This window comes from Streptomyces anthophorae, assembly GCF_049310305.1.
GTDB lineage: Bacteria > Actinomycetota > Actinomycetes > Streptomycetales > Streptomycetaceae > Streptomyces.
This window is the reverse complement of record NZ_JBLWQQ010000001.1, coordinates 2,047,969-2,071,902: the sequence shown is the minus strand read 5'-3', so window position 1 is coordinate 2,071,902 and position 23,934 is coordinate 2,047,969. Positions and strand designations below refer to the sequence as shown.

The following is a 23,934-nucleotide window of genomic DNA, read 5'->3' as shown; positions in this document are numbered from 1 at the left end:
GCCGCGCAGTTCGACAAGGGACTGGACAAAGGGGCTTCCCAACAGCCGTGCTACTGCCTACCGTTCGGGATCATGAAGCCCCCCGTCGCACCGGCCGGCTGGAGCCGTTGGCTCGTACCCCCGGCCGCGCTCGCCGTCCATCTCTCCATCGGTCAGGCCTACGCCTGGAGCGTCTTCAAGCCTCCCTTGGAGTCGGCGCTGGGGCTGAGCGGCACGCAGAGCGCGCTGCCGTTCCAGCTCGGCATCGTGATGCTCGGCCTGTCGGCCGCATTCGGCGGCACGCTCGTCGAGCGCAACGGGCCGCGCTGGGCCATGACCGTCGCGCTCATCTGCTTCTCCTCCGGCTTCCTGCTCTCCTCGCTGGGCGCCGCCACGGAGCAGTACTGGCTGATCGTCTTCGGCTACGGCTTCGTCGGCGGCATCGGTCTCGGCATCGGCTACATCTCGCCCGTCTCCACGCTGATCAAGTGGTTCCCCGACCGGCCCGGCATGGCCACCGGCATCGCGATCATGGGCTTCGGCGGCGGTGCGCTCATCGCGTCGCCGTGGAGCGCCCAGATGCTGGAGTCCTTCGGCGCGGACAGCAGTGGCATCGCCCTCGCGTTCCTCGTGCACGGGCTCGCGTACGCGGTGTTCATGACGCTCGGTGTGCTGCTCATCCGGGTGCCGCGGCCGAAGGCCGAGGTCCAGCAGGACGGGCGCGCCGAGGAGGCGGCTCTCAGCGGCCCCCAGGTCTCCGCGAAGCAGGCGATCCGCACGCCCCAGTTCTGGTGCCTGTGGGTCGTCCTGACCATGAACGTGACCGCGGGCATCGGCATCCTGGAGAAGGCCGCGCCGATGATCACGGACTTCTTCGCCGACACCGGCACCCCGGTGTCCGTGTCGGCGGCCGCGGGCTTCGTGGCGCTGCTCTCCGCCGCGAACATGGCGGGCCGCATCGGCTGGTCCTCCACATCCGACCTGATCGGCCGCAAGAACATCTACCGCGTCTACCTCGGCGTGGGCGCTCTGATGTACCTGTTCATCGTCCTGTGGGGCGACGCGTCGAAGCCCCTCTTCGTGCTGTGCGCCCTCGTGATCCTCTCCTTCTACGGGGGCGGCTTCGCGACCATCCCCGCGTATCTGAAGGACCTCTTCGGCACCTACCAGGTCGGTGCCATCCACGGCCGGCTGCTCACCGCCTGGTCCACGGCCGGTGTCCTCGGCCCGCTCATCGTCAACTGGGTCGCCGACAGCCAGGAGAGCGCGGGCAAGCACGGCGCCAATCTGTACGGCCTCTCGCTCATGATCATGATCGGCCTGCTCGTCGTCGGCTTCGTCGCCAATGAACTGGTACGTCCCGTGCACGCCCGCCACCACGTAGTCCCCGCCCCCAGGGAGTCCGCAGATGACATCGACACCGCCGCCGCAGACCGCAAGGAGCGCGCCTGAGCGGCGCGGCCTGATCGCCTTCTCCTGGCTGTGGGTCGGGCTGCCGCTCGCGTACGGAGTGTACGAACTGGTGCAAAAGGCCACACAGCTGTTCACCGGGTGAATGTCCGTAACCGGCCTTGCGGCTCCAGCAGAAGTCTCCAAGTGAAACGGCACTTTCCTGTCACTGGCCGCCACCCGTTACTCGTGAGTCGCTGACCAGACTGGAGGATCCGCAGCTCACGAGGGGGCCTCCATGGTCGGTTCGCGCATTGTCGGCATCGGGCACCACCAGCCCGCCAGGATCCTCACCAATGAGGAACTGGCGGGCATGGTCGACACCAATGACGAGTGGATCCGCAGTCGCGTCGGCATCCGCACCCGGCACATCGCCGGCCCCGACGAGCCCGTCGACGAGCTCGCCGCACACGCCGCCGCCAAGGCGCTGGCCGCCGCAGGGCTTGCCGCGGCCGACATCGACCTGGTCGTCGTCGCGACCTCCACGGCCGTGGACCGCTCCCCGAACATGGCGGCCCGCGTCGCCCACCGGCTCGGCGTCCCGTCCCCGGCCGCGCTCGACCTGAACGTCGTGTGCGCGGGCTTCACGCACGCCCTCGCCACCGCCGACCACACGCTGCGCGCCGGAGCGGCGACGCGTGCCCTGGTCATCGGCGCCGACAAGATGTCCGCCGTCACCGACTGGACCGACCGCTCGACGTGCGTCCTGGTCGGGGACGGGGCGGGCGCCGTGGTCGTCGAGCCGTGCGCCGAGGGCGAGGAGCCGGGGATCGGCCCGGTCCTGTGGGGCTCGGTCCCCGAGATGGGCGACGCCGTGCGGATCGAGGGCGAGCCGGCCCGCTTCGCCCAGGAGGGCCAGTCCGTCTACCGCTGGGCCACCCGCTCGCTGCCGCCACTGGCCCGCGAGGCCTGCGCGAAGGCGGGGCTCGACCCGGCCGATCTCGCCGCGGTCGTCCTCCACCAGGCCAACCTGCGCATCATCGAGCCCCTCGCGGAGAAGATCGGCGCGGTGAACGCCGTGATCGCGCGGGACGTCGTCGACTCCGGCAACACCTCCGCCGCGAGCGTGCCGATCGCCCTGTCCAAGCTGGTCGAGCGCGGCGAACTGGTCAGCGGGTCGCCCGCGTTGCTCTTCGGCTTCGGCGGCAACCTCTCGTACGCGGGCCAGGTCGTGCGCTGCCCGTGACCCGGCCGCGTACATCCGGCACACAGAATGTGACGAGGTCAACTCGCTCTAGCCGTGGCGATTGCGCTCGGTAAACTGTATTCCAAAGCCAATCCGGCGGACGTCGGAGCCGGTTTGCCGGATGCTCGAAGCCCAGGAGGGGGACCGCGATGTTGTCCACAGGACTGCCGCAGGGGGCGGTGCCCAAGCTGGAGCGCCCAGGACCGCTGCGCGAGCGGGTCTACGAGGCGCTGCTCGAACTGATCACGACGCGGGCTTTGCAGCCCGGCCAGCACCTGGTCGAGAGCGAACTCGCCGGTCACCTCGGGGTCTCCCGGCAGCCGGTGCGCGAGGCGTTGCAGCGGCTGAACACCGAGGGCTGGGTGGACCTGCGTCCCGCGCAGGGCGCGTTCGTGCACGAGCCGACCGAGGAGGAGGCCGACCAACTCCTCAGCGTCCGTACGCTGTTGGAGGCCGAGGCCGCCCGGCTCGCCGCGGCCAACGCGGGCAAGACCGGCATCGCCGAGCTGGAGGCGCTGTGCGCCAAGGGCGAGCGGGCGGTCGCCGACGGGGACGTGGACCTGGTCGTCGCCACGAACGCGGAGTTCCACGCCAAGGTCATGGAGCTCGCGGGCAACGTGGTCCTCGGCGAGCTCGCGGGCCAGGTCGACCGCCGGGTGCGCTGGTACTACCAGCCCGTCGCCCGGCAGCGCGGCGAGCAGTCCTGGATCGAGCACCGGCAGCTGATCGCGGCGATCTCCGCGCGCGACGAGGCGAAGGCCACCGCCGTGATGCGGACGCACACCGAGCACACCCGCGAGACCTACCACCACCGCGAGCGCGACTGACACCGCTGCCACTGCCCGGCGTGCACCGGCTCGACGTGGAAGGCCGGGGCGTCGGGCGGCGTTCCCCGCGGACCGTGCCGGGCGACCGCGCCGGAGCACGGCCGGGCGCCGGCCGCGTCCACCGCCGAAAGCCGTCCGTCAGCGGACGCCCGGCGCCGCCGACTCCACGCGTGCGTCGAAGGGCGCGACGATCCGCAGCTCAGTGAGCCCCCTGTGGCACGGGAACCGTGATCGTCCCGCCGTGTCCCGCCCCGGCTTTGTCCTGTGGCGGGAGAAAGTTGGGAGCAATTCCCGCGCGACTTCTTCCCGTGCCGGGTGGGCGCTGCTACGTTCCCCGACGAACGACGGCACGAGCGCACGGCACCACCACCCATGAGGCCCGGAGCGGCGGGGAGGGGCACGTGAGACGCATGACGGCTCGACCGGCCAACGGGCACCAGGCGCGGCTGCTGCGGCTGCTGCGCGACGAAGGGCCCAACTCCCGCGCCCAGCTGGGCGACCAGGTGGAACTGTCGCGCTCGCGACTGGCCGTGGAGGTGGACCGGCTCCTGGACACCGGACTCGTGGTCGCCGACGGACTCGCCGCCTCGCGCGGCGGCCGCCGCTCCCACAACGTCCGGCTGGCCCCCTCGCTCCGCTTCCTCGGCGTGGACATCGGCGCGACCTCGGTCGACGTCGCGGTCACCAACGCCGAGCTGGAGATCCTCGGCCACATCGCCCAGCCCATGGACGTCCGCGAGGGCCCCGTCGCGATCTTCGAGCAAGTCCTCGCCATGGCGGCCAAGTTGAAGTCCTCCGGGCTCGCCGAGGGTTTCGACGGCGCGGGCATCGGCGTGCCGGGACCCGTGCGGTTCCCCGAAGGTGTGCCGGTCGCGCCGCCGATCATGCCCGGCTGGGACGGCTTCCCGGTCCGCGAGGCGCTCAGCCAGGAACTGGGCTGCCCCGTCATGGTCGACAACGACGTGAACCTGATGGCGATGGGGGAGCAGCACGCGGGCGTCGCCCGGCAGGCGAGCGACTTCCTCTGCGTCAAGATCGGCACCGGTATCGGCTGTGGCATCGTCGTCGGCGGCGAGGTCCACCGCGGCACCACCGGGTCGGCAGGCGACATCGGGCACATCCGCGTCGAGCAGGACGGCCGGCCGTGCGCCTGCGGCAACAAAGGCTGCCTGGAAGCACACTTCAGCGGCGCCGCGCTCGCCCGCGACGCGGAGGCCGCGGCCCGCGACGGCAGCTCCCCGGAACTCGCCGCCCGCCTGGAGAGCGCGGGCCGGCTCACCGCCGCCGACGTCGCGGCGGCCGCCGCGGCCGGCGACACCACGTGCCTCGACCTGATCCGGGAGGGCGGCAACCGCACCGGCCAGGTCATCGCGTCCCTCGTCAGCTTCTTCAACCCGGGACTCGTCGTCATCGGCGGCGGCGTCACCGGGCTCGGCCACACCCTGCTGGCCGCCCTGCGCACCCAGGTCTACCGCCAGTCGCTCCCCCTGGCGACCGGCAACCTCCCCATCGTGCTCGGGGAGTTGGGGCCCACCGCCGGAGTGACCGGCGGCGCCCGATTGATCAGCGATCACCTGTTCTCACCCGCGTAAGCCCAGCCGCACCACGCTGCTCCACGCACACCCTGTACGGCGCTCAGCTCCGCCCTGCCCTGCCCCGCTCCGCCCTGAAACCGGTCCGCACCCGCCCCGAGGGGAACCGTCATGGGACCCGATACGGCCTTGGCACCACCACTGCTCACCATGTCCGGCATCACCAAATCGTTCCCCGGCGTGCGCGCCCTGGACGGCGTCGACCTGGAGGTCCAGGCCGGGGAGGTGCACTGTCTCCTCGGCCAGAACGGCGCGGGGAAGTCCACCCTGATCAAGGTCCTCGCCGGGGCGCACCAGCCCGACGACGGCGTCATCACCTGGCGCGGCGAACAGGTCGCGCTGCGCTCGCCGATCGCCGCGATGCGCCTCGGCGTCGCCACCATCTACCAGGAACTCGACCTGGTGGAGGCGCTGTCCGTGGCCGAGAACGTGTTCCTCGGGCACGAGCCGACCTCCGGCGGATTCGTCGTGCGCGGACGCACGGCGCGCGCCGAGACGGCCGCGCTGCTGCGGCGGCTCGGCCATCCGGAGATCGACCCCGAGCGCCTCGTCGGCGACCTGTCCGCCGCCCACCAGCAGATCGTCTCCATGGCCCGCGCGCTCTCCCACGACGTACGGCTCATGGTCATGGACGAGCCGTCCGCCGCGCTCGACCCCGACGAGGTCGAGAACCTCTTCCGGATCGTCGGCGACCTGACCGCCGCGGGCGTCGCCGTCGTCTACATCTCCCACCGCCTGGAGGAGATCCGCCGCATCGGCGACCGCGTCACCGTCCTCAAGGACGGCCGCGCGGTGGCCGTCGGACTGCCCGCCGAGTCCACCCCGACCCGCGACATCATCTCCCTGATGACCGGCCGCAACGTCGAGTACGTCTTCCCCGACCGGCCCAACACCGGACCCCGTACGGAGTCCGTCCTCAAGGTCCAAGGGCTCACCCGCGCCGGGGAGTTCGCACCGCTCGACCTCGACATCCGGCCCGGCGAGATCGTCGGCCTCGCCGGACTCGTGGGGTCCGGGCGCTCCGAGATCCTGGAGACCATCTACGGGGCCCGGAAACCGACGGCCGGTCAGATCCAGGTCAATGGAAAGCCGTTGCGCACCGGCAGCGTCCGCGCCGCCGTCCGCGCGGGGCTCGGGCTCGCCCCCGAGGAGCGCAAGGCGCAGGCCCTGATGATGCTCGAATCGGTCACCCGCAATGTCTCCGTCTCCTCCATGTCCCGCTTCTCGTACGGGGGTTGGCTGGACCGCGGCCGGGAACGGGAGGCCGCACGGGGCGCCACCCGCGAACTGTCCCTGAGCCCCGACGACCCCTCCGTGCCCGTGCGCACGCTCTCCGGCGGCAACCAGCAGAAGGCCGTGCTCGCCCGCTGGCTGCTGCGCGGCTGCCGGGTGCTGCTGCTCGACGAGCCGACCCGCGGCGTCGACGTCGGCGCCCGCGCCGAGCTGTACGCCGTGATCCGCCGCCTCGCCGACGAGGGCCTCGCCGTCCTCCTCGTGTCCAGCGAGGTCCCCGAGGTGCTCGGCCTCGCCGACCGGGTCCTGGTCCTCAGGGAGGGCCGGGTGATCCACGAGTCCCCGGCGACGGACCTGGACGAGCACGGCGTCCTCGACCTGGTCCTCGAGGGCTCGCGATGACGGGCCGCACGGCGCAGACACACCACCGAGACCACACCGTCCGCCCCCGAAGGGACCTGGCGTCATGACGCACCCCGCACCCGCCGCCAGCCCGGCGGCCCCGGAGGCCGCCCCGGCCAAGCACAAGCCCCGCGTCGTCCGGATGGACGTCCGCACGCTCTCGCTCCTCGGCGTCCTCGCCGCCCTGGTCGTCATCGGCGGCATCACGCAGCCGGACTCCTTCCTGGACACGGACAACCTTCAGCTCATCCTCACGCTGTCCTCCGTCATCGGCGTCGTCACCGTCGGCATGACCTTCGTGATCATCTCGGGCGGGATCGACCTCTCCGTCGGCGCGATCGTCGCTCTCGCCAGTGTCTGGGCCACCACCGTGGCCACCCAGGAGTACGGCTTCACCGGCGTCCTGTTCACGGCGATCCTCGTCGGCGTCGGCTGCGGCCTCGTCAACGGCGTACTGATCGCGTACGGCGGCATGGTCCCGTTCATCGCCACCCTCGCGATGCTCGCCTCGGGCCGCGGCCTCGCCCTTCAGATCACCGACGGCAAGACCCAAATGGCCACCGTTCCCGGCGTGTTGAAGCTCGGCGAGCGCGACTCGTACGTCCTCGGGATCCCGCCCCTGGTGCTCGTGTTCGTCGCGGTCACCGTGATCGGCTGGCTGATCCTGAACCGCACCACCTTCGGCCGCCGCACCGTCGCCGTCGGCGGCAACGCGGAGGCGGCCCGCCTCGCCGGCATCGACGTGCGCCGCCAGCGCCTCTACCTGTATCTGCTCTCCGGCCTGTGCTGCGGCATCGCGGCCTTCCTGCTGATCGTGCTCTCCGGCTCGGGCCAGAACACCAACGGCAACCTCTACGAACTCGACGCCATCGCCGCCGCCATCATCGGCGGCACCCTGCTGACCGGCGGCCGCGGCACCATCGTCGGCTCCGTCCTCGGCGTCCTGATCTTCACCACGATCCAGAACATCTTCGCGCTGAACAACCTGCAGAGCGACGTCCAGCAGATCGCCAAGGGCGCCATCATCGTCGTGGCGGTCCTGGTGCAGCGGCGCACGGCCAGCACATCCCACTGAAACGCGGAAAGGGACACGCCATGCCAGAGACAACGAGCCGCCGAGGACTGATCTTCGGCGCGGCCGCGGCCGTCACCGCGGGCGGGCTGCTCACCGCCTGCACCAGCAACGAGCCCAGCGACAAGAGCGACGACAAGAAGGCGGCCGACCAGCCGGTCGCCGACGACAAGAAGGGCAAGCAGGTCACCATCGGCTTCGCGGGCCCGCAGGCCGACCACGGCTGGCTCAACGCCATCAACGACAACGCCAAGGAACGCGCCAAGAAGTACGCGGACGTCACCCTGGAGACCACCGAGGGCTCCAACGACACCGCCGCGCAGATCGGCCAGGTCGAGACCCTCATCAACAAGAAGGTCGACGTCCTCGTCGTGCTGCCCGCCGACGGCAAGGCGCTGACCCAGGTGGGCCTGAAGGCGATGCGCGCCGGCATCCCCGTCGTGAACCTCGACCGCATCTTCAACACCCCGCAGGCGTACCGGTGCTGGATCGGCGGCGACAACTACGGCATGGGCCTGAGCGCCGGGCACTACATCGGCGAGCAGCTCAAGGACAAGAAGAACGCGAAGGTCGTCGAGCTCGCCGGGCTCGACAACCTCGAACTCACCAAACAGCGCACCGAGGGCTTCGACGCCGCCCTGAAGAACTACCCCAACATCAAGAAGGTGGCCCGGCAGGCCGCCGAGTTCACGGTCGAGTCGGGACAGGCCAAGATGTCCCAACTCCTCCAGGCGCAGAAGGGCTTCGACGCCCTGTGGAACCACGACGACGACCAAGGCGTCGGCGCCCTGCGCGCCATCAAGCAGGCGGGCCGCGACGACTTCCTGATGGTCGGCGGCGCCGGCGCGCTCTCCGCCTTCGAGGAGATCAAGCAGGACCGGGGCGTGCTGAAGGCCACCGTCCTGTACCCGCCGACCATGGCCGCCTCCGCGATCGACCTGGCCCGCGCGCTCGGCCAGGGCCGGGGCATCAGCGGCATGGCCGAGTTCGAGATCCCCGCCCACCTGACCCTGTACTCGGCCGTCGTCGACAAGAAGAACGTCGACCAGTACATGCCCACCGGCTTCAAGTGAGCCCCGCCCCGTACGGCGTATCCCCCCAGCACCGCGCGGACGAGGAGGACTTCTGCATGGCAGGCAGCAACGGACACGACGGGGCGAGGCCCGTCCTGGGTGTCGGCATGGTCGGCTACGCGTTCATGGGCGCCGCCCACTCGCAGGGCTGGCGCACCGTGGGCCGCGTCTTCGACCTGCCGCTCACGCCCGCACTCGCCGCGGTCTGCGGCCGCGACGCCCCGGGGGTGCGCGCCGCGGCCGACCGGCTCGGGTGGGCCGCGGCCGAGACCGACTGGCGGGCGCTGATCGCCCGGGACGATGTCGACCTGGTCGACATCTGCACCCCCGGCGACAGCCACGCCGAGATCGCCGTCGCCGCCCTGGAGGCCGGCAAGCACGTGCTGTGCGAGAAGCCGCTCGCCAACTCGGTGGAGGAGGCCGAGGCGATGGCAGCGGCCGCCGAACAGGCCGCTGCGCGCAGCCAGTTGGCGATGGTCGGATTCAACTACCGTCGCGTCCCGGCCGTCGCGCTGGCCCGCCGCATGGTCGCCGAAGGCCGCATCGGCACCCTGCGCCATGTCCGCGCCCACTACCTCCAGGACTGGCTCGTCGACCCCGAATTCCCCCTCACCTGGCGGCTTCAGAAACCGCACGCGGGCTCCGGGGCCCTCGGCGACCTCGGCGCGCACGCCGTGGACCTCGCCCAGTACCTCGCGGGCGAACCCGTGGCCGGTGTCTCCGCGCTCACCGAGACCTTCGTGCGCGAACGTCCGCTCCTGGAGGGCGCATCCTCCGGTCTCTCGGCGGCCGGGGGCGGCGACGCCGGCACCGGGCCCGTCACGGTCGACGACGCGGCCCTGTTCACCGGACGGTTCGCCTCCGGCGCCCTCGCCTCCTTCGAGGCCACCCGGTTCGCGGCCGGCCGCAAGAACGGACTCACCATCGAGCTCAACGGCTCCCACGGTTCGTTGGCCTTCGATCTGGAACGTCTCAACGAACTGTCCTTCCACGACCACACCGAACCCGCCGAGCGCGCCGGCTTCCGCCGGATCCTCGCCACCGAGCCGGGCCACCCCTATCTGGAGGCCTGGTGGCCGCCCGGGCACGGCCTCGGCTACGAGCACACGTTCACCCACCAGGCCCGCGACCTCGTCACCGCCATCGCCGAGGGGGCCCAGCCCCGGCCGTCGTTCGCCGACGGACTCCAGGTGCAGCGCGTCCTCGCGGCGGTCGAGGAGAGCGCGGCCAAGAACTCCGTCTACACCCCGATCCCGGCCTGAGGGCCTGCGATCCGAGAGGAGCCTTCCATGCCCCGCCCGTTCACCCTCTTCACCGGTCAGTGGGCCGACCTGCCGCTCGAAGAGGTGTGCCGCATCGCCCGCGACGCCGGGTACGACGGCCTCGAACTCGCCTGCTGGGGAGACCACTTCGAGGTCGACAAGGCGCTCGACGACCCCGACTACGTCAAGGGCCGGCACGCCCTGCTCGACAAGTACGGCCTCAAGTGCTGGGCGATCTCCAACCACCTGGTCGGGCAGGCCGTCTGCGACGCCATCATCGACGAACGGCACGAGGCGATCCTGCCCTCCCGTATCTGGGGGCACGGTGAGGCCGAGGGGGTCAGGCAGCGGGCCGCCGCCGAGATCAAGGACACCGCCCGCGCGGCCGCCGCCTTCGGTGTCGACACCGTCATCGGCTTCACCGGCTCGGCCATCTGGCACCTCGTCGCCATGTTCCCGCCCGCGCCCGAGTCGATGATCGAGCGCGGCTACGAGGACTTCGCCGAGCGCTGGAACCCGATCCTCGACGTGTTCGACGCCGAGGGCGTCCGCTTCGCCCACGAGGTCCACCCCAGTGAGATCGCGTACGACTACTGGACCACGCACAAGGCGCTCGAGGCGCTCAACCACCGCCCGGCCTTCGGCCTGAACTTCGACCCCTCCCATTTCGTGTGGCAGGACCTCGACCCGGTCGGCTTCCTGTGGGACTTCAAGGACCGCATCCTGCACGTCGACTGCAAGGAGGCCCGCAAGCGCCTCGACGGCCGCAACGGCCGCCTCGGCTCCCACCTCCCCTGGGGAGACCCGCGCCGCGGCTGGGACTTCGTGTCCGCCGGGCACGGGGACGTCCCCTGGGAGGACGTGTTCCGCATGCTCCGCTCCATCGACTACTCCGGGCCCATCTCCGTCGAGTGGGAGGACGCGGGCATGGACCGGCTCCAGGGCGCCCCGGAGGCCCTGACCCGCCTGAAGGCGTTCGACTACGAACCGCCCACGGCGTCCTTCGACGCGGCGTTCAACAGCTGACGCGAGGGCCACGGCCGCGCGACCGGAAGCGGTGGTCGCGCGGCCGGTCGGCCATGCCCAAAACCGGCTTTGTCCTGAAGTAGGAAAAAGCTCAACTCTTCTCCGTACAAGGTCTGTTCGGACGGGACAAACGCGGCTAGCGTCCTCCGTCGAACGACCGCACGGCACACACATGGCACTCACGGCACAGATCCCTCCGGGGCGACGGCGCGCCCCGGCGTATCGCACGACCCGCCCCTCTGTCCGGAGGAACCCGTGCACAGGAAACGCCTGAGAACCCGCAACGCACTCGCCCTGCTCACCGGCACCCTGCTCGCCGCCGCCTCGCTCACCTTCTCGGCGGCTGCCGCCCCCGCGCCCGTGGCCGGCACGGCCGCGGCCGAGGACTTCCAGCAGGTCACCCTCGCCAAGGGCGCGGAGGAGGTCGGCGAGCCGATGTCGCTGGCCGTCCTGCCGGACCGCAAGGTCCTGCACACCTCGCGCGACGGCGTGCTGCGCCTGACCGACGAGAACGGCACCACCAAGGTCGCCGGCAAGCTCGATGTCTACAGCCACGACGAAGAGGGCCTCCAGGGCGTCGGCGTCGACCCGAACTTCAGCGAGAACCGGGCGATCTACCTCTACTACGCGCCCCCGCTGAACACCCCGTCCGGCGACGCCCCCAACGACGGCACGGCCGCCGACTTCGCCCCCTTCGACGGCTACAACCGGCTCTCCCGCTTCACCCTCAACACCGACGGCACGCTCGACAAGGCCTCCGAGAAGAAGGTCCTCGACGTCCAGACCTCGCGCGGCATCTGCTGCCACGTCGGCGGCGACATCGACTTCGACAAGGACGGCAACCTGTACCTGTCGACGGGCGACGACTCCAACCCGTTCGCCTCCGACGGCTACACGCCCATCGACGAGCGCAGCACGCGCAACCCGGCCTACGACGCCCAGCGTTCGGCCGGAAACACCAACGACCTGCGCGGCAAGATCCTGCGCGTGAAGGTCGCGGCCGACGGCTCGTACACCATCCCGGACGGCAACCTGTTCGCCCCCGGCACCGACAAGACGCGCCCCGAGATCTACGCGATGGGCTTCCGCAATCCGTTCCGGATGAGCGTCGACAAGCCTACCGGCATCGTCTACGTCGGCGACTACGGGCCCGACGCGGGCACCGCCGACGCCAAGCGTGGCCCGGCAGGGCAGGTCGAGTTCGCCCGCGTCACGAAGGCGGGCAACTTCGGCTGGCCGTACTGCACCGGCGACAACGATGCCTACGTGGACTACGACTTCGCGACGGGTGCCTCCGGCTCGAACTTCGACTGCGCGGCGCCGAAGAACACCTCGCCGCACAACACGGGACTCACCGACCTGCCGCCCGCGCAGGCCGCGTGGATCCCCTACGACGGCGGCTCCGTCCCGGAGTTCGGCTCCGGCTCCGAGTCCCCGATGGGCGGCCCCGTCTACCGCTACGACGCCGCCAACACCTCTCCGGTGAAGTTCCCCGAGGCGTACGACGGCGACTTCTTCGCCGGTGAGTTCGGCCGCCAGTGGATCAAGCGGATCGAGCAGGACGCCGACGGCAAGGTCACCTCGATCAACCCGTTCCCCTGGACCGGCACCCAGGTGATGGACATGGCCTTCGGCCCCGACGGCGCGCTGTACGTCCTCGACTACGGCCTCTCCTGGTTCGGCGGCGACGAGAACTCCGCCCTGTACCGCATCGAGAACGCCACCGACGGACATTCGCCGACCATCGACGCCAAGGCCGACAAGACCTCCGGCCAGGCGCCCCTGAAGACGCAGTTCACCTCCACGGCAGCGGACGCCGACGGTGACGCGCTCACGTACTCCTGGAACTTCGGCGACGGCACCACCGGCACCGGCGCCTCGCCCAGCCACACCTACAAGAAGAACGGCACCTACACCGCGACCGTGACCGCCAAGGACTCCACGGGCCGCACCGGCAGCGCCGATGTGCACCTCACCGTCGGCAACACCGCCCCCAAGGTGACCCTGGAACTTCCCGCCGACGGCCAGCTGTTCACGTTCGGCGACAAGGTCCCCTTCAAGGTGAAGGTCACCGACCCCGAGGACGGGACCATCGACTGCTCCAAGGTCAAGGTCACCCACATCCTCGGCCACGACAGCCACGGCCACCCGATCACCTCGGCCACCGGCTGCTCCGGAACCATCCAGACCAGCGCCGACAGCGAGCACGACCCGAACGCCAACGTCTTCGGAGTCTTCGACGCCGAGTACACCGACAAGGGCGCGAACGGTCAGCCGGCGCTCACCACGCACGACCAGCACGTCACCCAGCAGAAGCACCGCCAGGCCGAGCACTACGGCGACTCCAAGGGCGTCTCGGTCGTCAGCCACGACACCGCCAACGGCGGCAAGGCCGTCGGCACCATCGAGAACGGCGACTGGATCTCCTTCAAGCCCTACGCCATCGGGAACGCCACGTCCCTGAAGGCGCGCGTCGCCTCCGCCGGCGCCGGCGGCACCCTGGAGATCCGCACCGGCTCTGCCACCGGCAGGCTCGTCGGCAGCGCCAAGGTCGCACCGACCGGCTCCTCGGAGACGTACGCCGACGTCACCACCGCCATCAGCAAGCAGCCCACCAAGAGCACCACGCTCTATCTCGTCTTCAAGGGCGGGAGCGGCAACAACCTGTTCGAGATCGACGACTTCACCTTCACCACGAGCTGAGAGGAGCAGGACAGCATGCGTACCTCCGTTCGTATCGGCCTCGCGACGGCCGCCGCCGCCCTGCTCATCGGCGGGCTCACGGCCCCGGCCACCTCTGCGCCCCAGGGCGCCGAGGCCCGGGACCGGGTCCTGGTGTTCTCCAAGACCGCCGGGTTCCGGCACGACTCCATCCCCGAGGGCATCGCCGCCCTGAAGGAACTCGGCGCCGCCGACCGGCTCGCCGTCGACACCACCGAGGACGCGACCGCCTTCACCCCGGGCAACCTCGCCCGGTACAAGGCCGTCGTCTTCCTCTCCACCACGGGCGACGTGCTCGACGCCGCACAACAGAAGGCGTTCGAGGGATACGTCGCCAAGGGCGGCGGCTACCTGGGCGTGCACGCCGCCGCCGACACCGAGTACGACTGGGACTACTACGGCGGCCTCGTCGGCGCCTGGTTCCAGGGGCACCCGGCGATCCAGCCGGCCACGGTCCGCGTCGAGGACCACAAGCATCCGGCGACGCACGATCTGCCGGACGCCTGGCAGCGCACCGACGAGTGGTACAACTACCGCTCCAACCCGCGCGACAAGGTGCACGTCCTCGCCTCCCTCGACGAGACGACGTACAGCGGCGGCACCATGAAGGGCGACCACCCGATCGCCTGGTGCCAGAACTACGGCGGCGGCCGCGCCTTCTACACCGGCGGCGGACACACCAAGGAGTCCTACGCCGACCCCGCGTTCCGCGGCCATCTGCGCGGCGGCCTGCTGTACGCCACCGGTAAGGTCGCGGCCAACTGCCGGCCGAACACCGGCTACCGGGACCTCTTCAACGGCGAGACCCTCGACGGCTGGAAACAAGCCGGGCCGGGCGGCTTCACCGTGGACCCGGCGAAGGGGACCCTCAACTCCCAGGGCGGCATGGGCCTGCTCTGGTACCAGGCCAAGGAGCTGTCCTCGTACTCCCTGAAGCTCGACTGGAAGATGTCGAGCGCCGACGGGGACGACAACTCGGGTGTCTTCGTGGGCTTCCCGGCCTCCGACGACCCCTGGTCCGCCGTCGACAAGGGCTACGAGATCCAGATCGACGCCACCGACGCACCCGACCGCACCACCGGCGCGATCTACTCCTTCCAGTCCGCCGACCTCGCGGCCCGCGACAAGGCCCTGAAGCCGCCGGGGGAGTGGAACTCCTACGAGATCAAGGTGCGGGGGGAACGCCTCCAGGTGTTCCTCAACGGAGTCGAGGTCAACGACTTCACCAACAAGGACCCCGCGCGGAGCCTGACCGACGGCTACATCGGTCTCCAGAACCACGGCGACTCCGACCAGGTGTCCTTCCGCAAGATCCGCCTGAAGGAACTCGCACCCGCGGCCGACGCGGGCGCGCTGCCCGGAGCGGGCGACTAGGACGGCGGCGGGCGAGGGACGCCGGACCCCCGCCCGCCGCCTTGCCCCGCCGGGTGCGGCGGGGCACGCCCCGGGGCCGGTCGCGGCCCCGGGCGCACCGGCTCGGCGCGCGAGGCCGCGATCGACGCCGGACGCGTCTTCGGCTCTGCGCGTGACGTCACGTTCGACCAGGAGGCTGCCCATGCCCGCCGGAACCCCTTCCTCTTCCCTGTCCTCCTCGTCCACCCCGTCCTCCTCGGGCGGGCGGTTCGGTGTGTGGCTGATCGGGGCCCGCGGGTCCGTCGCCACCACGGCGATCGCGGGGTGCGCCGCCCTCGGTGCCGGGCTGCATCCGCCCTCCGGGATGGCCACGGAGACCGAGCCGTTCACCACGGTGCCCCTGCCGCCCCTGACCTCCCTCGTCTTCGGCGGCCACGACACCCTCGACTGTCCGCTGCCCAAGCGCGCCGAACACCTCGCCGCCGGGGGAGTGCTGCCGCACGGCCTGCCGGACGCGGTGCACGGCGAACTCGCCGCCGCTGACCGGGAGATCAGGCCCGGCGGGCCGCTGCCCGGCGACGGCCGCCCCCAGGAGGAGCTGATCGCCGCCTTCACCGCCGACATCCAGTCCTTCGTACGACGCCACGCCCTGGCCGGGGCCGTCGTCGTCAACGTCGCCTCCACCGAGGCGCCACCACGCGGCGACGACCTCCCGGCCAGCTCCCTGTACGCGGCGGCGGCCCTGCGCGCTGGTTGCCCGTACATCAACTTCACCCCCTCCGCGGGAATCCACCACCCCTCTCTTCAGCACGCGGCGCACACCGCTGGCGTGCCCTTCGCGGGCCGCGACGGCAAGACCGGGCAGACCCTGCTGCGGTCCGTGCTCGGCCCGATGTTCCGCAGGCGCGCGCTCGACGTGCGCGCCTGGTCCGGCACCAACCTCCTCGGCGGCGGCGACGGGGCGGCGCTCGCCGATCCGGCCGCGGCCGCCGCGAAGAACGCCGGCAAGGAGCGGGTCCTCGCGGACACCCTCGGCACCGTCCCCCAGGGCGAGGTCCACATCGACGACGTCCCCGCGCTCGGCGACTGGAAGACGGCCTGGGACCACATCGCCTTCGACGGTTTCCTCGGCGCGCGCATGACCCTCCAGACCACGTGGCAGGGATGCGACTCGGCCCTCGCCGCGCCGCTCGTCCTCGACCTGGCCCGCCTCCTCCTGCGCGCCGCCGAGTCCGGACTGACCGGCCCTCGACCGGAGTTGGGGTTCTACTTCAAGGATCCCGACCCCGGGGCGTCCTCCGATCTGGACCACCAGTACGAGGCCCTGCTCGCGTTCGCGGACCGGCTGCGGGACGGTGCGGCGTGAGCGGGGAGCGCCGGGCCTGGGCCGAACTCCTGCGGCTCCCCGCCCTGTTCACCGTGCCCGGGGACGCCTTGGCCGGAGCGGCGGTCATGGGCTCCCGCCCCACCCGCGGCACCCTCCTGGCCATCGGCGCCTCCACCAGCCTGTACGCGGCGGGCATGGCCCTCAACGACTGGGCCGACCGGGACGAGGACGCCCGCGACCGCCCGCACCGCCCGCTGCCCTCGGGCCGCATCCGCCCGGCCCACGCCCTGGCGGCGGCCGGAGCCCTGACCGGGACGGGCCTCGCCCTGGCCCACCGGGCCAACCGGACGACCGGCGCCGTCGCCACGGCCCTCGCCGCCACGGTGTGGGCGTACGACCTCCGCCTCAAGTCCACCGCGGCGGGCCCGGCAGCAATGGGCGCGGCCCGCGCCCTCGACCTGCTGATGGGCGCGGCGGCGACAGCCCCGGCGGGGGCGCGTGGCGGCGTGACGGCGGCCCGTGCCGTGGCCGCCGTCCCTGCGGGGCCCCTCGGCCCCCTGACCCCGGCTCTCACCGCCGCCGCCACCCTCGCCGTCCACACCACCGCCGTCACCACCGTCTCCCGTACCGAGGCCCAGGGCGGGTCGAGCGTCGGCCCGCTGGAGGCACTGGCCGTAGGCGGCGCCATCGCCGCGACGCTCCTCACCCCGCGGACGGGACGGCCGCTTCCGAAGGGAGCCCCGCCCGCGTCACCGGTTCGCTCCGGAGGGGGCAGGCTCGCGAGTTCTGCCCCTGTGTCACCGGTTCGCTTCGGACGGGGCCGGCCCACGAGTACCGCCCCGATCACCGTCGCGGTCCCCGCCGCCGCGTACGCCGTCACCGCCCTTCGCCCCCTCTTCCACGCCGTCCTCAACCCCTCGCCCCCGCTCACCCAACGCGCTGTCGGCGCCGGTATCCGCGCGCTCGTCCCGTTGCAGTCCGCGCTCGCCGCCCGATCCGGGGCCCCGGTGACCGCGCTGGCGACCCTCGCCCTCGCCCCGCTGGCCCGTCGCTTCGCGAAGAAGGTGAGCGTCACATGACCGCCGCCGGAGCCGAGCCGGCCCCACCACGCTGGGGCTACGGCACCAACGGCCTCACCGACCTGCGTCTCGCCGACGCCCTCGGCCTCCTCGCCGACCTCGGCTACGACGGCGTCGGACTCACCCTCGACCACATGCACCTCGACCCGCTCGCCCCGGACCTGGTGGCGCGCACCCGCGAGGTGGCCCGCGCCCTGGACCGGCACCGGCTCACGGCCACCGTGGAGACCGGCGCCCGCTACGTTCTCGACCCGCGTCGCAAACACGGCCCCTCCCTCCTCGACCCGGACCCCGACGCCCGGGCCGCCCGTGTCCAACTGCTCGTCCGCGCCGTCCAGGTCGCCGCCGACCTGGGCGCCCACGCGGTGCACTGCTTCAGCGGCAGCACCCCCGACAACACCGATCCGGACAGTGCGTGGAAGAGCCTCGCCGCAGCGCTCACCCCCGTACTGGAAGCCGCCGAGGCCGCCGGTGTCCCCCTCGCCATCGAGCCCGAACCCGGGCATCTCCTCGGCACGCTCGCCGATTTCCACCGGCTGCGTCGCGACCTGGGCAGTCCCGAAGGGCTCGGCCTGACCCTCGACATCGGGCACTGCCAGTGCCTGGAACCACTGCCTCCCGCCGACTGCGTCCGCGCGGCGGCTCCCTGGCTGCGGCACGTCCAGATCGAGGACATGCGCCGGGGTGTCCACGAGCATCTGCCCTTCGGGGAAGGGGAGATCGACTTCCCGCCCGTGCTCGACGCCCTCGCCGCCACCGGTTACCGCGGCCTGGCCGTCGTCGAACTGCCCCGCCACTCCCACGCGGGGCCCCAACTGGCCGCCCGGTCGATCGACTTCCTGCGCAACATGGCGCGGCCCGCCGCGCCGCGAGGAGGCACACCATGACGTACGGACCCGGTACAGGCGCCCTCCCGGCCCTCGGCACCGTCCGCGTCCGCCTCGACGCCGCGCTGGACGACGCCGCCCGCGCCTGGCTGCACGCGGCCCTCGCCGAAGCGGGCGCACGGCCCGACCGCGAGCCGCCGGAAGACCGCATCCCCGCCTGGCAGTTGACGTTCGCCGCAGCGGGACGCCGCGTCGGCGACGAGCGCGCGGACGCCGCCCGGCTCCTGCTGCTGCACGCCGCCCGCGCCGACACCGCCACCCTCACCGCGCTGTACACCCAGGGCACCGCCGCCGAACGCCGCGCCGTACTGATCGCCCTGCCCCACCTCGTCCCCGGCCCCGACGCCCGCCCCCTCGTCGAGGACGCCCTGCGCGCCAACGACACCCGCCTCGTGGCCGCCGCCGTCGGGCCGTACGCCGCCGCCCACCTGCCCGCCCACGCATGGCGGCACGCCGTCCTCAAGTGCCTGTTCACCGGGGTGCCGGTGGCCGCCGTCGCACGGCTCGCCGACCGCGCCCGCGGCGACAACGAACTCGCCCGCATGCTCGGCGACTTCGCCGAGGAACGCACCGCCGCGGGCCGCCCCGTCCCCGACGACCTGCACCGCGTCCTGGCCCTCACCGCGCCCGAGCCCCCGACGGACGGCCGGGCCGATCCCCACGGCAAGGAGTCCTGATGCGCCTCTTCGACCCCCACATCCACATGACCTCCCGCACCACCGACGACTACAAGGCGATGCACGCCGCCGGGGTGCGGGCCCTGGTCGAGCCGGCCTTCTGGCTCGGCCAGCCCCGCACCTCGCCCGCCTCCTTCTACGACTACTTCGACTCCCTCCTGGGCTGGGAGCCCTTCCGCGCCGCCCAGTACGGCATCGCCCACCACTGCACGATCGCCCTCAACCCCAAGGAGGCGAACGACCCGCGCTGCACCCCCGTCCTGGGCGCGCTGCCCCGCTACCTCGTGAAGGACAACGTCGTCGCCGTCGGCGAGATCGGCTACGACTCCATGACCACCGCCGAGGACACCGCGCTCGCCGCCCAGCTGCAACTGGCCGCCGACCACGAGCTCCCCGCCCTCGTGCACACCCCGCACCGCGACAAGCTCGCCGGACTGCGCCGCACCCTCGACGTCGTCCGCGAGTCCGCACTGCCCGTCGAGCGCGTCCTGATCGACCACCTCAACGAGACCACCGTCAAGGAGGCCAAGGACTCCGGCGCCTGGCTCGGCTTCTCCGTCTACCCGGACACCAAGATGGACGAAGCGCGGATGGTGGAGATCCTGCGCGCCCACGGCCCGGAGAAGGTCCTCGTCAACTCCGCGGCCGACTGGGGCAACAGCGACCCGCTCAAGACCCGCCAGGTCGCCGACGCCATGCTCGCCTCCGGCTTCACCGACGACGACGTCGACCGCGTGCTGTGGCGCAACCCCGTCGCGTTCTACGGACTCAGCGGCCGCCTGAACCTCGACGTCCCGGCGACGGAACCCGCCACCCACGAAGGCAACTCGATCCTGCGCGGCGGTGAGTGACCCATGCGCTTCCGGCACCCCGACGGCTCCACCGTCCACCTCGCGTACTGCACCAACGTGCACCCCGCCGAGACCCTCGACGGCGTCCTCGCCCAACTGCGCGACCACTGCGAACCCGTGCGCAAACGCCTCGGCAGGGACCGCCTCGGCATCGGCCTGTGGCTCGCAAGGAACGCCGCCCGCGCCCTGGTCACCGACCCCACCGCGCTGCGCGGACTGCGCGCCGAACTCGACCGGCGCGGCCTCGAGGTCGTCACCCTCAACGGCTTCCCCTACGAGGGCTTCGGCGCCGCCGAGGTCAAGTACCGCGTCTACAAACCGGACTGGGCCGACGAGGAGCGCCTCGAGCACACCGTCGACCTGGCCCGACTGCTCTCCACCCTGCTGCCTTCCGACGCCACCGAAGGCACCGTCTCCACCCTGCCGCTCGCCTGGCGCACCGCCCACGACCCGCACCGCGCCGAACAGGCCCGCGCCGCCCTGCGCACCCTCGCCGAACGGCTCGACACCATCGAGGAGCTGACCGGCCGCTCCATCCGGATCGGCCTGGAACCCGAACCCGGCTGCACCGTCGAGACCACCGGCGACGCCATCGGTCCCCTCACCGACATCGCCCGCACCGACCGCGTCGGTCTGTGCCTGGACACCTGCCACCTCGCCACCTCCTTCGAACAACCCGGCGCCGCGCTCGACGCCCTCGCCGCCGCCCGCATCCCCGTCGTGAAGGCACAGCTCTCCGCCGCCCTCCATGCCGAACACCCCCGTCTGCCCGAAGTCCGCGCCGCGCTCGCCGCGTTCGACGAACCCCGCTTCCTGCACCAGACCCGCGCCCACGCCGACGGCACCCTGCACGGCGTCGACGACCTCGGCGAAGCCCTGGCGGCCGACGGACAGGGACTGCCGCAGGGCGTGCCCTGGCGCGCCCACTTCCACGTCCCCCTGCACGCGGCCCCCGCCGCGCCCCTCACCTCCACGCTCGATGTCCTCAAGGACACGCTGACCCGCCTCGTCGGCGGTGCGCGTCCGCTCACCCGCCACCTGGAGGTCGAGACCTACACGTGGCAGGCGCTGCCGCCGGCCCTGCGCCCGCGCGGCCGCCAGCAGCTCGCCGACGGCATCGCCGCGGAACTCTCCTTGGCGCGCGATCTGTTGACCCACCTCGGCCTCAAGGAGTTGCCATGACCTCCGGTGGTTCGTCCGATGCCTGGGGCGGCGCCGCTCCCATGCCACGGGGCTCCGCCCCGGACCCCGCTGCTCAATCGCCGCAGGGGCTTGATATGCCCGGTAAGCCGGAGGGGGCGGATATGCCTGTCACCCCCCTCCTCGTTCTCGACATCGTCGGCCTCACCCCCCGTCTGCTCGCACACATGCCGCACCTCAAGGACCTCGCCAGGTCCGGGTCCCGCGCCCCGCTCGGCACCGTGCTGCCCGCCGTCACCTGCGCCGCCCAGTCCACCTTCCTGACCGGCACGATGCCCGCCGAGCACGGCATCGTCGGCAACGGCTGGTACTTCCGCGAACTCGGCGACGTACTGCTGTGGCGGCAGCACAACGGCCTCGTCGCGGGCGACAAACTCTGGGACGCCGCCCGCCGCACCCACCCCGGCTACACGGTCGCCAATATCTGCTGGTGGTACGCCATGGGCGCCGACACCGACATCACCGTCACCCCCCGCCCCGTCTACTACGCCGACGGCCGCAAGGAACCCGACTGCTACACCCGGCCTCCGGACCTGCACGACGAACTCACCGACAAGCTCGGCACGTTCCCCCTGTTCCACTTCTGGGGCCCGGGCGCCGACCTCGTCTCCAGCCGGTGGATCATCGACGCCACCCGCCATGTCCTGGCCACCCGCCACCCCGACCTGATCCTGAGCTACCTCCCGCACCTCGACTACGACCTGCAGCGCTACGGCCCCGACGACCCGCGCTCCCACCGGGCGGCCGCCGACCTCGACGCCGCCCTCGCCCCGCTCCTGGACGACGCCCGCGCCGAAGGCCGCACCGTCGTCGCCCTGTCCGAGTACGGCATCACCCGCGCCGACCGCCCCGTCCACATCAACCGGGCGCTGCGCCGCGCCGGACTCCTCGAGGTGCACACGCAGGACGGCATGGAGTACCTCGACCCGATGGCCTCCCGCGCCTTCGCCGTCGCGGACCACCAGATCGCCCACATCTACGTACGCCGCCCCGAGGACCTCGACACCGCCCGCGCCGCGCTCGACGGACTGCCCGGCATCGAGCAACTCCTCGACGACGAGGGCAAGAAGGCGCACCAGCTCGACCACCCGCGCTCCGGAGAACTCGTCGCCATCGCCGAGGCCGACGCCTGGTTCACGTACTACTACTGGCTCGACGACGCCCACGCGCCCGACTTCGCGCGGCTCGTCGAGATCCACCGCAAACCCGGCTACGACCCGGTCGAACTCTTCATGGACCCCCTCGACCCCTATGTGAAGGTCAAGGCGGCCACCGCCCTCGCCCGCAAGAAGCTCGGCATGCGCTACCGCATGGCGGTCGTCCCTCTGGACGCCTCGCCCATTCGCGGCAGCCACGGCCGGCTCCCGGCGAGCGACGAAGAAGGTCCGCTCATCCTCTGCTCCACCCCCCACGCGTTCTCAGGCCGCGTCGCGGCCACCGAAGTGAAAGCCCTGCTCCTCGAACTGGCAGGAGGGGCAGTTACAGAGAGTGAAGCACACGCCACTGACAACGCCCGGGCCCTGAGCCCGGAATCACCGGATCGAAGGAAGACACCATGACCGAACTCGACCGCACCGCTTCCGCCGCCGACGCGGCAGCAGGCCCCGACGAGGCCCTCAGATCCCGCCTCGGCATCGACCGCCGCCGCTTCCTCAGCACCTGCACCGCGGCCGCCGGCGCCGCCATCGCCGCACCCGTGTTCGGCGCGGCCCCCGCCCTCGCCCAGCCCGCCGCGGCGGCCGGCGGCGGCCTCGGCACCCGCCTCGTCCCCGCCGACAAGCGCGGCATCATCCTCTACACCGTGCGGGACGCGATCGGCCGCGACCCGCTCACCACCGACCTGCCCTCCGGTTTCCGGGAGGTGTTCAAGGAGCTGGCCCGCTACGGCTACAAGCAGGTCGAGTTCGCCGGTTACGGCCAGCACGCCAACGCGCCCGGCGGCGCGAACCTGGAGTCCGTCGCCGGCGCGAAACTGCTGCGCTCGTGGCTCGACGAGTACGGCCTGCGCGCCCAGGGCAACCACGGCTTCATCCCGTCGTCCTGGCCGCTCACGCAGGCCGACACCGACCAGTTCAAGAAGCACCTGGAGATCGCGAACATCCTCGGCATGGATCACATGGGCACCGGCGGCGACCCCACCGGCAGCTCGTACAAGGCGGACTGGGACGTCGCCGCCGACAAGTGGAACGCGCTGGGGCGGATCGCGGACCGCGCGGGCCTCAAGCTCTACACGCACAACCACGACGCGGCGTACGGCTTCCTCATCGACGGCGGGCCGCTCGACGACCAGGGCAGGCCCACCCGTAGCTCCGGCATCCGCAAGCTGGAGTACTTCCTGCGGATCAGCGACCCGAAGTCGGTGTGGCTGGAGATGGACATCTTCTGGGCGCACGTGGCCCAGTACAAGTTCCACACCTACACCGCGCACGACGGCTCCACGCGCGAGAACGTCTTCGACCCGGCCGCCCTCGTCGTCGCCCACAACGCGCGCTACCCGCTCTTCCACGCGAAGGACGGCACCCGCAACGACACCAACGGCATGGGCTACGACATGGTGCCCTTCGGCGAAGGTGTCATCGACTACCGGACGTTCTTCAAGCGGGTCGGTGCCCGCAACTACCACAACCCCATGGTCGAACAGGACAACGCGCCCAGCGCCACCGTCCCCGGCCAGTCCCTGACCCACGCGCGGATCGGCTACGACAACCTGGCCGCACTTCGCAAGTAGCGCACACGGC

19 protein-coding genes and 1 pseudogene are annotated in these 23,934 nt (G+C 71.8%); all 20 read left to right on the top strand.

Annotated features, from left to right (window positions below):
• The first annotated feature begins 72 nt into the window (after positions 1-72).
• Entirely contained in the window at positions 73-1,431 is a 1,359-nt protein-coding gene (locus tag ACNYS0_RS09295; protein WP_422472214.1) for an L-lactate MFS transporter, read from the top strand.
• Positions 1,388-1,534: an MFS transporter small subunit gene (locus ACNYS0_RS09290; RefSeq protein WP_385758558.1), complete on the top strand. Its 147-nt coding sequence runs from the start codon at positions 1,388-1,390 to the stop codon at positions 1,532-1,534. The genes ACNYS0_RS09295 and ACNYS0_RS09290 overlap by 44 nt, the downstream gene beginning before the upstream one ends.
• Before the next feature lie 132 nt (positions 1,535-1,666).
• A complete protein-coding gene (locus tag ACNYS0_RS09285; RefSeq protein ID WP_422472211.1) occupies positions 1,667-2,614 on the top strand; it encodes a beta-ketoacyl-ACP synthase III in 948 nt (315 codons plus the stop codon).
• A gap of 149 nt (positions 2,615-2,763) precedes the next feature.
• Entirely contained in the window at positions 2,764-3,441 is a 678-nt protein-coding gene (locus tag ACNYS0_RS09280; RefSeq protein WP_422472209.1) for a GntR family transcriptional regulator, read from the top strand.
• Between the two features lie 410 nt (positions 3,442-3,851).
• Positions 3,852-5,033 (top strand): ROK family transcriptional regulator, encoded by a 1,182-nt coding sequence (locus ACNYS0_RS09275; protein ID WP_422472207.1) that lies wholly within the window; start codon positions 3,852-3,854, stop codon positions 5,031-5,033.
• Between the two features lie 150 nt (positions 5,034-5,183).
• Complete coding sequence (locus ACNYS0_RS09270) at positions 5,184-6,668, top strand: sugar ABC transporter ATP-binding protein (RefSeq protein ID WP_422482540.1); 1,485 nt, start codon at positions 5,184-5,186, stop codon at positions 6,666-6,668.
• Positions 6,669-6,810: 142 nt separating this feature from the next.
• Positions 6,811-7,743, top strand: a complete 933-nt coding sequence (locus ACNYS0_RS09265) for an ABC transporter permease (protein WP_422482538.1) — start codon at positions 6,811-6,813, stop codon at positions 7,741-7,743.
• Positions 7,744-7,763: 20 nt separating this feature from the next.
• Positions 7,764-8,813: a substrate-binding domain-containing protein gene (locus tag ACNYS0_RS09260; RefSeq protein WP_422414677.1), complete on the top strand. Its 1,050-nt coding sequence runs from the start codon at positions 7,764-7,766 to the stop codon at positions 8,811-8,813.
• Positions 8,814-8,869: 56 nt separating this feature from the next.
• The gene (locus ACNYS0_RS09255) at positions 8,870-10,075 is read left to right on the top strand and encodes a Gfo/Idh/MocA family protein (RefSeq protein WP_422472205.1); all 1,206 of its coding nucleotides are present in this window, start codon (positions 8,870-8,872) and stop codon (positions 10,073-10,075) included.
• Between the two features lie 27 nt (positions 10,076-10,102).
• Positions 10,103-11,101, top strand: coding sequence for a sugar phosphate isomerase/epimerase family protein (locus ACNYS0_RS09250; RefSeq protein ID WP_422472203.1), 999 nt, complete (start codon positions 10,103-10,105; stop codon positions 11,099-11,101).
• A gap of 255 nt (positions 11,102-11,356) precedes the next feature.
• Positions 11,357-13,804 (top strand): PQQ-dependent sugar dehydrogenase, encoded by a 2,448-nt coding sequence (locus ACNYS0_RS09245; RefSeq protein ID WP_422472201.1) that lies wholly within the window; start codon positions 11,357-11,359, stop codon positions 13,802-13,804.
• 15 nt (positions 13,805-13,819) lie between these two features.
• Positions 13,820-15,196, top strand: coding sequence for a ThuA domain-containing protein (locus ACNYS0_RS09240; RefSeq protein WP_422472199.1), 1,377 nt, complete (start codon positions 13,820-13,822; stop codon positions 15,194-15,196).
• Between the two features lie 181 nt (positions 15,197-15,377).
• Entirely contained in the window at positions 15,378-16,541 is a 1,164-nt protein-coding gene (locus ACNYS0_RS09235; protein WP_422472197.1) for an inositol-3-phosphate synthase, read from the top strand.
• A complete protein-coding gene (locus ACNYS0_RS09230; protein ID WP_422472195.1) occupies positions 16,538-17,581 on the top strand; it encodes an SCO3242 family prenyltransferase in 1,044 nt (347 codons plus the stop codon). Before ACNYS0_RS09235 ends, ACNYS0_RS09230 begins: the two co-directional genes overlap by 4 nt.
• A complete protein-coding gene (locus ACNYS0_RS09225) occupies positions 17,578-18,468 on the top strand; it encodes a sugar phosphate isomerase/epimerase family protein (protein ID WP_422472193.1) in 891 nt (296 codons plus the stop codon). Before ACNYS0_RS09230 ends, ACNYS0_RS09225 begins: the two co-directional genes overlap by 4 nt.
• Complete coding sequence (locus ACNYS0_RS09220) at positions 18,465-19,145, top strand: EboA domain-containing protein (RefSeq protein WP_422472191.1); 681 nt, start codon at positions 18,465-18,467, stop codon at positions 19,143-19,145. The genes ACNYS0_RS09225 and ACNYS0_RS09220 overlap by 4 nt, the downstream gene beginning before the upstream one ends.
• Positions 19,145-19,996 carry a TatD family hydrolase gene (locus ACNYS0_RS09215; protein ID WP_422472190.1) on the top strand — a complete coding sequence of 284 codons (852 nt, stop codon included), beginning with the start codon at positions 19,145-19,147 and terminating at the stop codon, positions 19,994-19,996. Before ACNYS0_RS09220 ends, ACNYS0_RS09215 begins: the two co-directional genes overlap by 1 nt.
• A gap of 3 nt (positions 19,997-19,999) precedes the next feature.
• The gene (eboE, locus tag ACNYS0_RS09210) at positions 20,000-21,178 is read left to right on the top strand and encodes a metabolite traffic protein EboE (protein ID WP_422472188.1); all 1,179 of its coding nucleotides are present in this window, start codon (positions 20,000-20,002) and stop codon (positions 21,176-21,178) included.
• A gap of 95 nt (positions 21,179-21,273) precedes the next feature.
• Positions 21,274-22,668: pseudogene (locus ACNYS0_RS09205) on the top strand (alkaline phosphatase family protein); the annotation flags it as partial.
• Between the two features lie 83 nt (positions 22,669-22,751).
• Positions 22,752-23,924 (top strand): sugar phosphate isomerase/epimerase family protein, encoded by a 1,173-nt coding sequence (locus ACNYS0_RS09200; RefSeq protein ID WP_422472186.1) that lies wholly within the window; start codon positions 22,752-22,754, stop codon positions 23,922-23,924.
• Positions 23,925-23,934: the final 10 nt, after the last annotated feature.

Coding starts and splice junctions, on each gene's coding strand:
- ACNYS0_RS09260 (WP_422414677.1), top strand. CDS start 7,764: ATGCCAGAGACAACGAGCCGCCGAGGACTGATCTTCGGCGCGGCCGCG.
- ACNYS0_RS09270 (WP_422482540.1), top strand. CDS start 5,184: ATGTCCGGCATCACCAAATCGTTCCCCGGCGTGCGCGCCCTGGACGGC.
- ACNYS0_RS09240 (WP_422472199.1), top strand. CDS start 13,820: ATGCGTACCTCCGTTCGTATCGGCCTCGCGACGGCCGCCGCCGCCCTG.
- ACNYS0_RS09280 (WP_422472209.1), top strand. CDS start 2,764: ATGTTGTCCACAGGACTGCCGCAGGGGGCGGTGCCCAAGCTGGAGCGC.
- ACNYS0_RS09200 (WP_422472186.1), top strand. CDS start 22,752: ATGACCGAACTCGACCGCACCGCTTCCGCCGCCGACGCGGCAGCAGGC.
- ACNYS0_RS09295 (WP_422472214.1), top strand. CDS start 73: ATGAAGCCCCCCGTCGCACCGGCCGGCTGGAGCCGTTGGCTCGTACCC.
- ACNYS0_RS09215 (WP_422472190.1), top strand. CDS start 19,145: ATGCGCCTCTTCGACCCCCACATCCACATGACCTCCCGCACCACCGAC.
- ACNYS0_RS09285 (WP_422472211.1), top strand. CDS start 1,667: ATGGTCGGTTCGCGCATTGTCGGCATCGGGCACCACCAGCCCGCCAGG.
- eboE (WP_422472188.1), top strand. CDS start 20,000: ATGCGCTTCCGGCACCCCGACGGCTCCACCGTCCACCTCGCGTACTGC.
- ACNYS0_RS09275 (WP_422472207.1), top strand. CDS start 3,852: ATGACGGCTCGACCGGCCAACGGGCACCAGGCGCGGCTGCTGCGGCTG.
- ACNYS0_RS09290 (WP_385758558.1), top strand. CDS start 1,388: ATGACATCGACACCGCCGCCGCAGACCGCAAGGAGCGCGCCTGAGCGG.
- ACNYS0_RS09235 (WP_422472197.1), top strand. CDS start 15,378: ATGCCCGCCGGAACCCCTTCCTCTTCCCTGTCCTCCTCGTCCACCCCG.
- ACNYS0_RS09250 (WP_422472203.1), top strand. CDS start 10,103: ATGCCCCGCCCGTTCACCCTCTTCACCGGTCAGTGGGCCGACCTGCCG.
- ACNYS0_RS09255 (WP_422472205.1), top strand. CDS start 8,870: ATGGCAGGCAGCAACGGACACGACGGGGCGAGGCCCGTCCTGGGTGTC.
- ACNYS0_RS09225 (WP_422472193.1), top strand. CDS start 17,578: ATGACCGCCGCCGGAGCCGAGCCGGCCCCACCACGCTGGGGCTACGGC.
- ACNYS0_RS09265 (WP_422482538.1), top strand. CDS start 6,811: ATGGACGTCCGCACGCTCTCGCTCCTCGGCGTCCTCGCCGCCCTGGTC.
- ACNYS0_RS09220 (WP_422472191.1), top strand. CDS start 18,465: ATGACGTACGGACCCGGTACAGGCGCCCTCCCGGCCCTCGGCACCGTC.